We start from the raw sequence: 12,758 nt of genomic DNA on the forward strand, positions 1-12,758 counted from the left end.
GGCCAGATAGCGAAACGCTGCTGGAGTACTAGGTGCTTGGGGCCATCCGACAGTGTTGACGTTCAGCGGTCATTCACAATCGTCTCTTCCAGCGTGCACGGTCGGCAGATCCCAGGCGGGTCTTCGTAGACCCCGCACGTGCCGTCACCCTCCATGATGATCCGGATGTTGTCGAAAACAAACCGTGCTTGCTTCGGTCGGTACTTGCCCTCCTCGCCCCGCACATGCCCCATGGTGATCTCGTGGATCTCCCGGAGTTTTGCATCGACCTCCCGCGTCAACGCGCGCACGTGCTCGAGTTCCTTGTCTTCGAGCCGAACCGTATTCTGGGCGGCCATCCTCGAGTCCTCTCTCCGAAGTGATCGATTGCGTTGCCGTCGACGCGGCTGTTTCCACCCGGCTCCGACTTGACTTCCAGGCTCGTGCGGCTGGTTGCTGACGTCCAGCTCAGCTACTCCGAACGACTTGCTCCCTGAATGCCAGCCGACATCGCGGACGCCATCGTTCGCCTCAGCGGGGTGAGCACGGAGAAGGGGCGGTAGAGCAACATTTCGGGTGCGCCATGCAGTGGATTGGGCCATCCGTGGGCTGGCCCCACGTAGCCCGCATGGGCCAGCGAGGGGTTCGGGGAGGTCTGCCTTCAGGTAGCCGGGACCGGGCCGGCGCGTCGTCAGTAGCGGCAGTCGCGTCCGGCGCCGCACTGCTAGCCGGAGAAGCCGCCTTCGCGGGGATGCTCGACGTCGTGGTCGAACTGGAGGACCCCAGGCCACCCAGGCGATGAAGGCGATGCAGAGGGTGAGTCCGGCCCACAGGGCCAGCTTCTTCACAAAGCCGCCGGGGCCCGCGTCGTCCCCGTGGGCGCCGGGTGCGTCCCCGCTCCGGACCTTGCTGGGGAGCGCCGGACAGGCGGCGTCGGCCGGCTCCGGCTGCGGCCGTCCAGCCCCGGTGTGCCGCCCCGTCATGAGCGGGCCGTCATCTCGTCGGACGAGCCGGACACGTTGAAGTCCTGGGCCATGCGGCGGGCCCAGGCGCGTTGGTGTCCTTCGTCCCGGCTGGCCACGCACTCTGCTCGTCCGTGGCCTACCCCGGCTCAAGCCGGAGGCGGGCCGTTCGGGTAGAGCCCCTGCAGCCAACAGTGCGGCAGGTAACCGGCTGGCTCACCCGTCACCCCGCAGCCCTGACCGATGAAGACCGCGCCTGACTCCTGGGCACTTTGAGAAGGTCGATTACGGCGCGGGGCGCCTGTCAGGGACGCGGGGCTTTCTCACCATGCACGGCCGTGTATTCGGCCGCGAGCCAAGAGCCAAGGTCGTTGATGAGCATCTCGAACACCGCCGGGTCGGATGAGGGCACACGTCCAGTGGACGCGGCGACACGCATTTGATCGACGCGCTCGCGGTAGTAGCGGCCGAAGAGCTCGGCGGACTGGTCGAGGTCGCTGGTCCAGCCGCCCCAACGGGGCATGATCAGGGTGAAACCTGTGCGGACGATGCGACGACCAACAAGACGGCTGAGGGACCGGCGGTCGGCGTCCGTCGTGGCTTCAGCTGCTTTGGCACGCCAGCGCGGCAGCACGCGGGCAAGGTCACCGTTGGTCTCCCGCGCGAGTAGGGCTGTAGGTCGGTACCGGGGCAGTTGTTCTGCGAGGTCAGGGCCCAGCAACGGGGTACAGAGGCACGCAATGAAGAACCCGCCATCGTGCCGGTCGACGTCGCTGAGCAGAGACCGCGTACTGGTCAGCAAGATCCCGACGCCATCAAGCTGCGGGAATGCACCGTCGAGCACGACCTCGATGGCTCTGGCGTCAGCACGGTCGCCTTCGGTGGGCTCACCGTACAGGGCGAGCTGGAGGTCGAGGTCGGAGACTCCAGGGGTGGCGGTGCCACGGGGGATGCTGCCGTAGAGGTAGGCGCTGTGCAGGCGCGTACCGTCAAACGTCTCGGTGATGCGAGCGCGGGCGGCATCGACGACGGGAACGAACGCTGCCCGCACTCGGTCCAGTGCGCCTTCGCGTGCGATCGTCCCGTCGCGGTTCAGTCCTCGTTCATCCATGCGGCTACTGTGCCTCGTGCTGTTACGTGCTGCCGAGCGGATTTCCGACACGGTATGCCGTCCGTGAGTCTTTCGCCTTTTCAAGCAGACGCTCGGGTGGGCTAAGCCCCGGCTCCGCACTTCGGATACGGCCGACCGATGGACCTAACGGGTGTTCGCCGCCTATGCCCAGCTGCGCCAGCCGAACAAACTCATGCCCGCTCGGGTCCGTCGAGGGTTCAAAAACGGGCATAGTTGCAGCATTCGCCGGAGGGGGTATTGATGTCTACATACGTCTCAGGGGCGGTCGCCGATGAGCCACCGTGAGCAGCCGTCTGCTGGGTTGCTGTCACCCGCCATGACTTGGCTCACCCGCAGGCAGCCAGCGCTGGGCCTGGGGTCTGGGTGGGAGAAACAAGCGACAACCTCTGCACGGCCCTGGGCAGGCTATCGAGTTGGGTACTGCTCATCTCACTCGGGAGTGTTCAAGGGCGCACGAACCGTTGTGGGACCCGACCGCTGGCGGGAATCGCTCTTGCTCGGCAGTGACCATCCAGGACCGGTCATCGCGTACTGGCAGACAGGGGTAAGGGCCGGAGCGGCTAGGCCCCCTCTTGACGAACCGCCTCGACGAACTCGCTCATGCTTGTCCAGTAATCATCTATGGCCTGGAAATACGCCGACGGCTCACAAATGCCGGCGGCTATGTCTCCGAGCGTCATGTACACCGTTCGAGATGTGACGAACACTCTGTGACCTGCGTCGACTGTCATGCTTGGACCGTCGAGGGCGACAACCTGACAGCGATGCCGAAAGGGCCCGAAGACTTCTCGAAGCCGTTCCCGGTGCTCTTCGAGGCGTAATCGACGATGCTCTGGGTCTTCGATCTCCAGAAGAGGCGGCGTTTTGCGGTATTCGACACCCATGAGATGAGCCTGCTCGATGAACGCGAGATACGAGGCCCGCCTTGTCTCGCGTCGTCGTGCCTCTTCCTGCGTTGCCGCCGCCACCTCTGCCTGTAACCGAGCGGCCTGCGTGTGTCCTCGGCTCGTCACCCAGCTGGCGATCACCGCTGTGCCACCTGTAAGCACCGCCACCCACAGCCCTGCGTCCCCCATGACATAGCAGTGTGGCTCTTCACGCTTGCTCGCAACAGCCCCAAGTCAGCATCTGCCGCCAAACGCAGTCACCAAACCGAGGGTGGGCGGTCGCGTCGATGGGCACGATGGGAGGTGGCCAGTCGACCGGGACGGCAGAGGGAAACGTGGCATCGCTGCGGTTGCGTCCACGATTGCTTGGTGCACTGTGCGGAGCAGGTTCTGGCTGTGGTCGTCTGGCTCCCTGGCCCGGTCTATCCGTCACATACGTCGCACGAGCTGGGTCAGGTGGCCAGTCGAGAGAAGCGGGTGGAGCTGCGACAAGCGCAGTCCAAGGTCCAGAACGGCTTCCGCAGCCAACTACTCCAAGCACGGGCCGGCTTGGTGGTCGTGGCTGGTGCAGCGGTCGGCTGGCAACAACTCCGTCTCGCCCGGGAGGGAGAGATAACGGAACGCTTCACGCGGGCCATCGATCATCTGGGTAGTGACACGCTTGCTGTTCGGTCAGGGGGCATTTACGCCTTGGAGCGTGTCGCCAAGAACTCCCTGGCGGACCGGCCGACGTCACCCAAATTTTGGGAGTGTTCATCCGCGAACACGCTCCCTGGCACGTTGGCGCCCCGAACGGACCGGATCATCCCGGCCCCACCTTGGATGATCAGCTGCGCCGCAAGCACAGCCGACCAGGACCACGGCATTAGCCGTCACGGGCCGTGCCGTCGGTGGGGATCCAAACGACCCGTTGGCGGCCTACCTCAAGCGGCGGCGACCGCCGATGGATCAGGTCCGGCGGCACCGACCACCGCACGGTGGAGCCAGTCACCGCTGCCCGCGACGAGAACGGACGGGGCTGTGACGGACGAGGTGCCCGGCTGGCCGGTCATTGCGGGTAGAGCGCCGCGAGCTGGGGCAGCCGGGCGGCCACTTCTCCGTGGTTGCCGAAGTCGAAGTCCCAGGCGGGATCGAGGGCGGGATAGTTGATCGTGAAGGCATCGTCGGGCATATCCGTACCGGTTGCCTTCTCATAGGCGTCCCAGGCGATGCTCAGGGACTGCTCGCCCTCCAGCTCCATTTCTTCGGCTGCTGCCGCGTGGACAGCGGGCAGCTTCGCGAGACGGTCGGCGTCTGCGACGGCCTGTTCGAAGGCTGTGCGGCCCTGGGCGATCAGCCAGCCGCGGAAGTAGTCGAAGCCGTCGTCGGAGCACCCGCCGTTGATGAGGTACGCCGCAGCCCAGAGCGGGGCTTGATAGGAAGTGGCCATGAGATCCCACAGAATCTGCTGGGCGTCGAGGATCTGCTGGGGCTCACGGGTGGCCAGCAGCGCGGTGGCCTGGGCTGCGACTTCGTCGGCATCGCAAGAGTCGACGGCTTGGATACGAGCTTGTTCGATGAGGTTCCAGAACTGTTCGGTATGCATGATGCACAGCATGGCACCCAGGTCGGACAACGAGACCGGCCTGAAGTCACCTGTACCCGGCCCTCCGTGACAGCCGAGCACCGGCCGGGCTGCCGGAATTCCGCTGGGCCCTGTCGTTATCGGCCGTTACTGTGCGACCCAGGACCCGAGGGAAGGGTGGGCCGGTGCGCCCCATGTTGCTGGTGGATGTGGACGGACCGTTGAATCCGTATGCCGCCAAGCTGCACCGGAGGCCCGCCGGCTATGAGACGCATCGGCTTCTCACCGCGCTGGGAAGCCGCCGAGCGCCGCCTGGCTGCGTGGGGCCTTCCGCAGAAGGGGGTGAAACCGCTGCGGGTGTGGCTCAACCCGGATCACGGCCCGGCCATGGACGCGCTCCCGTTCGACCTGGTGTGGGCAACAATGTGAGAGGAAGAAGCCAACGCCTACGTCGCACCCGTGCTCGGATTGCCCGAGCTGCCCTTCATAGCGTGGCCTACGCCGCTGCCCGACCCCGGGGGAGACGTGTACTGGAAGACGCCTGAGATCGTTGCCTGGGCGAAAGGCCGGGCCTTCGCCCGGATCGACGACGACATCACCGAGGCGGACCGCACCTGGGTCACACAGCACCACGACGGTCCTGCTCTACTGCACCGAGTCGACCCCGGTACGGCCTTACCCTCGACGACTTCGCCACGCTGACAGCGTGGGCGGCCGCCCTGGACTGACTGAACAGCTGGTTCCCGAGGCACCGCTCAGGAACACGCCGCCGCAGCAAGAGAATCCGCTGCCCGACCGGCAAGTGGAACCCCATAATGGGCCGACAGCACCCCAGTACGAGCGAACGGACCGACCGAGTTACGACCGCGTACAGCGAGTCCTACCGAACATTGCGTACGACGGGAAACGCTGCGCCGCGCGTCTTGAGCCCTTCAGGAAATCGCCTTGGGCTGGATGGGAGGGTCAGCTCTCACAGGCAGAGCCGTCGCCGTCCCGGTCGAGGTGCGGGCCGTATCCAGGGTCGCCCCGGTGAACCGGAGCCGCGCCGGCGGCCTTGGTCGCGTCACAGTTCCGGTAATGGACGCTGCCGCCTCCGCCTCCGCCTCCACTCCCACCTCCGGTGGAACTGGAGGAGCCCTCGGAACGGTCTCGCGTGGGCGTGGGCGTTGGCGTAGGCGTAGGCGTGTGGAGGTCGGTGCCCTTCACCTTCGGGCACTTCCTGCCCGGCGCGACCAAGTGCACGCTCGGGTCGGCGTAGGCGGCGACCAGCTTTGTTCCCTTGCCCGGCCCCTGGAAGCAAACCGTCCAGCCGCCGTGGTCGCTGCGGAGTCCGACGTCGTCGTAGGCGCTGTACGCCCTCAACTCACCATCGATCAGCGCCTCGATCCGCCGCTCCGCCTCGTCGAACGTTCCGCCGACGACCTTGGGCATCTCGGGATCCCGGCTATTCGACGGCGTGGGGGAGGGGGTGACGGTCCGAGTCGCGGTGACGGTGGCGGTCGGGCCCGGGACGGCCTTTGTCCTGACCTGCGGGGCAGGCGAACAGGCGCCGGCGATCAACAGCATCACCAACGCGACGGCGGCCATGCCGCCACAACCGAACACCGTCTTCTGCGTCGCGTTGAGTGCCCCGTCGGCGGGCGGCGTGTGCGGAATTGGTCCGTACGGCGAAGTCACGGGCAGGTCTCTTCCAGCTTGACGGTGGCGAAATCGATCGTGGTCGAATGGTCGACCTTGCCCGGCCCGGGCTTCTGGGAGCAGACCTTCCAGTTCCGGTCCAGCAACTGCATGCGGCCGGCGCCAGTGGCGTCGTGTGAGGTGAGGACGAAGAAGCCCTCGGCCTGGGCGGCGTCCTGTGCCGCCTGGAGCTGCTGCCCTGCGTAATTGGAGAGCTTCGTCCTCTCCGCGGCCGAGGCTGTCTCCTTTGGAACTGTCTCCTTGGGTGCGCGCCTTGGCGTGTCGGTCACCGTGGCAGTGACGGTCTCGGTAACGGTCGGACCGGGCACCGCTCGCGTCTTCACGCTCGCCTGGGGTGAGCACGCGGCGCCGATGCTGCCGACAAGGACGACCATGAAGAGCAGACCGCCACAGCCAAGGATGGTCTTGTGCTTGCCATTGAACTGGTTCGGCGGCGCCGGAGGGTGGTAGGGCGGAGGCTGGTACGGGGGGACGGACAAGGCGTTCTCCTGCGGAGCGGTAGATTTGATCGGCGTTCAAGTTGCACAGATTGTCATAAGGTGCTGCCTGTCCGTACCGGATTGAGGCAGAAAGCCCGCGGACAACACCGGGACATGCGCCGCTCTGCTGGATGCTGACGGGATCTCAGGCTTCAAACAGGTCCCTGCTTACTGCCAAATCGGTTCCAGCAAGGGAAGTTTGTACTGGTCCGGGCGCTGTGCGAAACGGTTTCGCGCGGACGCGACCTACTGCCCAGTGGAGCCCCAGCACCCCGACGGCCCACCCGAACCTGACGCACCTCAGCCCCGGTTCGCGTTGTGGCTGACCAAACCCCGCGGCGGCGGATCGTCGTGCAGGACACGCCGGAGGAGGCGGTGGTCGCGCCAGGTGCCGTCGATGCGGAGATTGCGGGTCGCCGCGGTGCCAATGGGCTGGACCTCGCCGGATACCGCGTGTACCGCCGGCTGAGCACCACCCAGTGGGCGAAGACCAGGGGCAGCTCTGCTCCCTACTCCCCGCCGCCGGACCTCGCAGACAACGCCGTCCCGTTCACTGGCAAGCTGAGGACATGGAGTCCCTCGACCAAGACCTGAGCAAGGCAATCGTGAACGCAGATGCGCCGGCCTGGTCCCTTCGTGCCGCTGCCGGTCGACAGCTCGCGGCATCGGCCAAGATCGACGAAGTCGCGGATGTCCTCCTCCGCCTCCTCTTGGACGCCCAGGACACCGGGGTGACCCAGGACACCGCCGACGCGTTGCTTGCCCGCAAGGACACTGTTGGCTTGCGGCACGTGCTGCTGGCCAGGAGCTGCGCCGCCTGCTTCGACACGGCAGATCAGATCAGCGCCGCTCTCGATGCCGACCCCGACTGGATGACGACCGAGGGAGCGGACCGGCTGATCAAGCAGCTGCGGGAGCTGAAGACGGATGACGACGACGGCGTCCGCGACGAAGCTGAGAGGATCCTCGCGCAGATCCGTCCGCGCAGGAGTGGGCACTCGACTCAGCCCCTGGACCCTGACAATCGTCCCAGGCCGGCACTCCGCGGCGACCGGTCGGACTACGGGCTCCTTCGCCCCTATCTGGACTGACTGCGACCCAGCAAGCTTTGGAAGGGCCCGGTCATGTGGCAGAGGTCCAAGGTCGAGTTGCAGGTGGCGATTCGGCGTGATCACCGGCTGGTGTGAAGATGCGCGAGCTTGTACGCCCATGCGGCGGGGGTCCTTCTCGCGGCCCCTTCACGTTCTCCCGCCGCTCATCAGCTCAGCTGTCGTAGCCACGAGTCGAGAGCCGCATAGTCGCCGTCAGTCAGGCCCTGGCACGGATCGACACGATGGAGCAGGGCGTGTCCTTGGTGATGGTCAGCAACCCAGGCCCGATCGGTGTCCGTGACCTCGTCGTCGACCCAGGCGAACGGACGCCCCGCAGCCCATTCAACGAGTGCACGGGTCTTCCAGTGCAATCCGTTCCGCTCGTCCTGGTGATCGAGGTCGCCCGGCTCCGGCCAGATCACCACTGCCAGCTGCGGCAGACCGATGCGGGGGGCGATGCACTCGTTCGCGTCAGCCATCCATGTCGTCGCCCAGACCACCTCGCACGGGAGCGCCGCCAGCCGGGGTCCGTGCTCGGGATTGACCCTGGTCAGGAGCGGATTCGCATCGACGTCAAGGAGGTCGGGGCCCGTCGCACAGGTCGGATACGTCTGGGACACCGCGCCGAACGGGATGAGTGGCCCGTCGACATCGAGAAACAGCAGGGAACGCTGCACAGAGCCAGTCACAGGACCACGATAGCGACAGGTCCCCGCCGGGGACCGACTCGATGACCAAGGCCCCGCAATCGGCTGCCGCTCCGCCCATTGCTATTCCTCGTGGACATCCAGGTGTCTCCATCCAGGTGTCTCACAGTCCGCAGCCGCTGCTCAGACCAGCAGACGAACGCTGCTGCTGGCAGTGAACCAAGCCGTGGTGACCACGGTCCCGTAGTGCGGTCCGCGGTACCGGCGAGGCCGACGATGACGACGGAGACTCGCCACCGGCTCTGCCCCGGCCGGCCTCAGCCCACTGCCTTCTTGACAAGCTCGCTGATGCGCTCTTCATCGGCCGCGGTCAGCTCCCTCACGGCGTAGGCGGTCGACCACATGGCGCCGTCGTCCAGTGACGCCTGGTCGCTGAAGCCGAGCGTGGCATACCTCGTCTTGAACTTCTCCGCGCTCTGGAAGTGGCAGACGACCTTGCCATCTCTGGCGTACGCGGGCATCCCGTACCAGAGCTTCGGCGCGAGGCCCGGCGCGGCGGTCTTGATGATCTCGTGGATCCGTCCGGCGAGGACGCGGTCCGCCTCCGGCATCTCGGCGATCTTCGCGAGCACGTCCCGCTCCGCCGCCGCATCCTTCTCCGCCCGGGACGAACCGCGCCGCGCCGCCGCCTTCTTCTCCTCCCGTGCGTGCTCCTTCATCGCGGCCCGTTCATCGGCGGTGAAGCCGTTGTACTTCTCGGTGGTCGTGCCGGAGTCCTCGACGGGCGACTTCGTGTGCGGCATGGCAAGTTTCCTCTCGTACAGGGTCAGGCGGGGCGGGAGTGCGGGGGCCGGGCGTCAGGACGACGTGGGGGCGCGCGACGCGGCAGCCTCCCAGGCGAACCCGTCCGGGTCGGTGAAGGTGCCGCCGGTGCCGCCGAGGACGATGCGGTGCGAGCCGGCGCCGGCGGCGGGGACGCCGAGGTCCTTGGCAAGGGCACGGCGCTTGTACAGCGCCAGCTTGAGGGGACCGGACTGACCGGAGGCGAACTCGGCGTACTTTCCACCGAAGCTCTTGGCCACGGTCAGGCCCCGGCTGACGTAGAACTGCTTGGTGGCCTTCACGTTCTCGACGCCGAGCAGTACGACGACATCATCGATCTCGCGGGTGGCCGGGCCGATGTCCTTCTTCGCGGAGGTCGCGACCTTCCAGATCGTCCCGTCCGGAGCCTGAGCGACGCCGCCGTAGCCCCACAGCGACTTCGCGGCGGGCTTCAGCACCGTTGCGCCCGCGTCCACTGCGGCGCCGATGAAGCTGTCGACGGTGGCCGGCCCGGACACCGTGAGCGCCATGGTGAAGCCGCGGAATCCGGTGGAGTGCGCCTCGGAGGCCCGCAGGTGCACGTACGGGTCCAGGTCGCAGGCGCTGTAGAAGCGGCGGGCGGCCTCGGGGTCGGCCACCTCAAGGGTGACGGACGCGAGGGACGTGCCGGCTGCGGTGAAAGTGGTGGTTGCCATGACCATCACGCTAGGGGCTGAGAGGCGGTTGAGGCTTCTCGATTCCTGACCGGTCTTGAGACTTGCTTCGCCACACACGCCGGCATCCTCCAGCCACGCGACCAAGTCAGTCGCACCGATTGCTGGACAGGCCCTCTCGCTGCTGCCCGGAACGGCGGTCGGGGCGTCAGTGGAACGTCAGCGAAACGGTAGCGGCGGGGCCCAGGCTGGACCGCGTAGCGCCCCTCACTCGGACAGGAGTCCCATGCCCCGCTCCACTGCCCACGCTGTCGGCGGATCGCGCCGACGCTCCCGCCCGCTGGCACGTTTGATGACTGTCTGTGTCGCGCTGGGCGCGGCACTGCTCACGCCCACCGCCGCCGGGGCGGCCGGGTCAACCAACGAGGACGCCTACCGGAACCTCGGGCAGGCGGACCGGGCCGAGTGGATGTGGGGCATCGCGAGCGACACCCCGCTCTCGGCGATGTCGATCCCCGGCACCCACGACACACTCGCCATCCACGGCGGGGCCATGGTGCAGACGCAGGAGGATTACGGCGACAGCGCGAACACCCTGACGGCGCAGCTGGACCGGGGAATCCGCGCCATCGACATCCGGGTCCGCGTCACGGAGAACAAGTACTTCACGGTCCACCACAGCGCGTATTACCAGAAAGCCAACTTCGACGACGTGCTGACCAAGGCGCAGGACTTCCTCCGGAAGCATCCGAAGGAGGCGATCGTGATGCGGCTGCGGGCCGAGTGCCCGTACGACGGCGGGGGCGTCGCCGATTGCGCCAACGACCCGAAGTCGGTGACTCCGGCGCGGGTCCAGGAGATCTTCGCCGGCTACCGGGACAGGTATCCCGGCCTCTTCTACGCCGATGCGGCGTCGGGCACCCGCCGGGCGAAGGTCCCCACGCTCGGGCAGGTCCGCGGCAAGGTGGTATTGGGCAGCTTCGACAACGTCGAGAACGACAACTACGGGATCGAGGGCTTCGACGACCACAAGGAGGACCACTGGGCAGCGTCGACCGTCCCGGAGAAGTGGGGCTACGTCAAGGACAACGTCAACCGGGCCATTGCCGGCTCTCCCGGTGACCTATACCTGACGTACTCGTCCGCGTCCACCGCCCCCCTGGGCCATCTGCCGTCCCAGTACGCCGGCGGCTACCGGTCGGTCCAGGGCGGTGTCACCACCGAGGTCCTGGGTGTCAACTACCAGCTGATGAAGCACCTCAACGGCCGGAGCGGCCGCGCCGGCATCGTCATGATGGACTTCCCCGGCTGGGGCGTCGTGAACGCGATCATCGACCACAACGCCGACAACGCCGTCAAGGGCGGCAACCGGATGATCTGGCTGGTCAACGGCAACAAGACCTACGTCAACAGCCTGCACAACCGCTGCATGGTGCGGGGTCCCGAGTTCGACAGTTCCAAGACCGGCGGCCTGGTCACCCAGCGCGAGTGCCAGTCGACCCCGCCGAGCAGCCACCAGTGGGGTGCCGAGAAGCCGTCGTACGACGGCAAGGGCCACTTCTGGATCAAGGCGAGCAATGGCAAGTGCCTGACCGTCCCCTACAACAACGGCACCCCGCCGGGCTCCGGCACCCAGCTGTTCTGGTGGGACTGTGAGACCCGCTGGTTCTCGGGCAGCCAGATGTGGAACATCATCCCGACCAAGCTCGCCACCGCTACCGGGTCCCGGCCGGCCTACACGTTCATCAACAACTGGACGGGCCAGTGCCTGTCGATGGACCCGGCAACGGCCGCCGCGGCGGGCGGCAAAGTGACGCAGGAAACCTGCCCGAAGTAGCCCTCAGCACGCTTCCAGGCCGTCCTTCCTTCCCGGAGTGGCCAGGGGTCTCACGCGGTGAAGGTGGCCGGACAGTCACCTTCACCGCCGCCGACCTTCCCGCCGCCTATCGGCTGATCCTGCCATTCGCGCAGCTCGCCACCATCACAGCTGGCTAAGGTTCAGCCGGCTTCTGCACAGCCCCACGCCGTCCGCCAATGATCGACGGTGGGCCTGGCAGGGTGTACAGCTCCTGACCATGCCGCAGCCCCCGCGCCGTCACAGCCGACGGCCAGTCTGGTGACCACTAGCGCCTGTCTCTTTGATGGGCGGAGGGAACCGGCACTCAGGGGGCAGCGTCCATGGATGACAAGATCGCTAGTGGGCGCAGAGGAGCTTGAGATGACCGGCATAGCCACCCGCTATCTCTACCTTGTCCGGCACGGCGAGGCACTACCGGACGAGAGCGGGCTGACGGAGCGCGGCCGACGGCAAGCCACATTGCTCGGCCAACGCCTCCGGGAGATCCCCTTCGCAGCTGTTCACCACGGTCCTCTGTCACGGGCAGAACAGACCGCACGCCTGATCGGCGATCAACTGAAGAACGTCCCTCTGCACGTCTCGGAAGTCGCCGGTGACTTCGTGCCCTACGTACCGGAAATGGATGAGCTACCGGCCGCATCAGCAGACTTCTATCTCCGCTTCCTCGCTGGGGCCACCGACGAGGAGCGGAAGCACGGACCTGCGCTGGCCCGCCAGGCTCTTGACCTGTTCACCGGGGCGGTGGCGGCCGAAGAGGACCGGCATGAACTTGTCGTCACCCACAACTTCCTGGTCGCCTGGTTCGTCCGGGACGCCATGCATGCACCGAAGTGGCGTTGGCTTGGCCTCAACCACTGCAACGCGGCGCTCACGGTCATCCGCTATGCGCCCGGTCGCCCCGCCTCCATCCTCGTCTCCAACGACATGCGGCATCTGCCCGCCGAGTTGCGCTGGACGGGTTTTCCCGCCGAGTTGCACATCTGAAG

At 66.7% G+C, this 12,758-nt stretch carries 13 protein-coding genes and 2 pseudogenes; 6 read left to right on the forward strand and 9 right to left on the reverse strand.

Translation table 11 applies throughout. From position 1 onward, the window contains the following. Window positions 1-62 precede the first annotated feature (62 nt). Window positions 63-338, reverse strand: a complete 276-nt coding sequence (locus tag AS594_RS33610) for a hypothetical protein (protein ID WP_069931955.1) — start codon at window positions 336-338, stop codon at window positions 63-65. A gap of 907 nt (window positions 339-1,245) precedes the next feature. Continuing rightward, complete coding sequence (locus AS594_RS33615) at window positions 1,246-2,052, reverse strand: nucleotidyltransferase domain-containing protein (RefSeq protein WP_069931954.1); 807 nt, start codon at window positions 2,050-2,052, stop codon at window positions 1,246-1,248. 70 nt (window positions 2,053-2,122) lie between these two features. Here AS594_RS33615 and AS594_RS46505 point away from each other — a divergent pair. Then, window positions 2,123-2,278, forward strand: a pseudogene (locus AS594_RS46505) (NF041680 family putative transposase); the annotation flags it as partial. A gap of 355 nt (window positions 2,279-2,633) precedes the next feature. On the opposite strand, the gene AS594_RS44035 reads toward AS594_RS46505, so the two are convergent. Then, on the reverse strand, window positions 2,634-3,149 hold the full coding sequence (locus tag AS594_RS44035; RefSeq protein WP_141747190.1) for a hypothetical protein: 516 nt from the start codon (window positions 3,147-3,149) through the stop codon (window positions 2,634-2,636). Window positions 3,150-4,008: 859 nt separating this feature from the next. Next, complete coding sequence (locus AS594_RS33625; RefSeq protein WP_069933751.1) at window positions 4,009-4,545, reverse strand: DUF4240 domain-containing protein; 537 nt, start codon at window positions 4,543-4,545, stop codon at window positions 4,009-4,011. Window positions 4,546-4,718: 173 nt separating this feature from the next. On the opposite strand from AS594_RS33625, the pseudogene AS594_RS33630 reads away from it, so the two are divergent. Further along, window positions 4,719-5,252, forward strand: a pseudogene (locus AS594_RS33630) (hypothetical protein). Window positions 5,253-5,487: 235 nt separating this feature from the next. Here the strand turns inward: AS594_RS33630 and AS594_RS41510 are convergent. Both AS594_RS41510 and AS594_RS33640 read right to left on the reverse strand, forming a co-directional pair. Continuing rightward, complete coding sequence (locus AS594_RS41510) at window positions 5,488-6,201, reverse strand: excalibur calcium-binding domain-containing protein (protein ID WP_240509149.1); 714 nt, start codon at window positions 6,199-6,201, stop codon at window positions 5,488-5,490. Then, window positions 6,198-6,701, reverse strand: coding sequence for a hypothetical protein (locus AS594_RS33640; protein ID WP_069931952.1), 504 nt, complete (start codon window positions 6,699-6,701; stop codon window positions 6,198-6,200). The genes AS594_RS41510 and AS594_RS33640 overlap by 4 nt, the downstream gene beginning before the upstream one ends. Before the next feature lie 318 nt (window positions 6,702-7,019). On the opposite strand from AS594_RS33640, the gene AS594_RS44890 reads away from it, so the two are divergent. Both AS594_RS44890 and AS594_RS33645 read left to right on the forward strand, forming a co-directional pair. Next, the gene (locus AS594_RS44890) at window positions 7,020-7,295 is read left to right on the forward strand and encodes a hypothetical protein (protein WP_167368072.1); all 276 of its coding nucleotides are present in this window, start codon (window positions 7,020-7,022) and stop codon (window positions 7,293-7,295) included. Then, window positions 7,271-7,792, forward strand: coding sequence for a hypothetical protein (locus AS594_RS33645; protein ID WP_069931951.1), 522 nt, complete (start codon window positions 7,271-7,273; stop codon window positions 7,790-7,792). Before AS594_RS44890 ends, AS594_RS33645 begins: the two co-directional genes overlap by 25 nt. Window positions 7,793-7,959: 167 nt before the next feature. On the opposite strand, the gene AS594_RS33650 is transcribed toward AS594_RS33645, so the two are convergent. The 3 genes from AS594_RS33650 to AS594_RS33660 form a co-directional block, all read right to left on the reverse strand. Continuing rightward, on the reverse strand, window positions 7,960-8,481 hold the full coding sequence (locus AS594_RS33650) for an HAD domain-containing protein (protein ID WP_069931950.1): 522 nt from the start codon (window positions 8,479-8,481) through the stop codon (window positions 7,960-7,962). A 275-nt stretch (window positions 8,482-8,756) separates the two neighbouring features. After that, a complete protein-coding gene (locus AS594_RS33655) occupies window positions 8,757-9,242 on the reverse strand; it encodes an iron chaperone (RefSeq protein ID WP_069774826.1) in 486 nt (161 codons plus the stop codon). Window positions 9,243-9,296: 54 nt separating this feature from the next. Beyond that, on the reverse strand, window positions 9,297-9,962 hold the full coding sequence (locus AS594_RS33660; RefSeq protein ID WP_069930156.1) for a VOC family protein: 666 nt from the start codon (window positions 9,960-9,962) through the stop codon (window positions 9,297-9,299). A 304-nt stretch (window positions 9,963-10,266) separates the two neighbouring features. Between AS594_RS33660 and AS594_RS33665 the strand changes: the two genes are divergently transcribed. Together AS594_RS33665 and AS594_RS33670 are read left to right on the forward strand one after the other, a co-directional pair. Beyond that, on the forward strand, window positions 10,267-11,751 hold the full coding sequence (locus AS594_RS33665; protein ID WP_069931949.1) for a phosphatidylinositol-specific phospholipase C domain-containing protein: 1,485 nt from the start codon (window positions 10,267-10,269) through the stop codon (window positions 11,749-11,751). A 381-nt stretch (window positions 11,752-12,132) separates the two neighbouring features. Beyond that, the gene (locus tag AS594_RS33670) at window positions 12,133-12,756 is read left to right on the forward strand and encodes a histidine phosphatase family protein (protein ID WP_069931948.1); all 624 of its coding nucleotides are present in this window, start codon (window positions 12,133-12,135) and stop codon (window positions 12,754-12,756) included. Window positions 12,757-12,758: the final 2 nt, after the last annotated feature.

The sequence above is a fragment of the Streptomyces agglomeratus genome (assembly GCF_001746415.1).
GTDB classification, from domain to species: domain Bacteria; phylum Actinomycetota; class Actinomycetes; order Streptomycetales; family Streptomycetaceae; genus Streptomyces; species Streptomyces agglomeratus.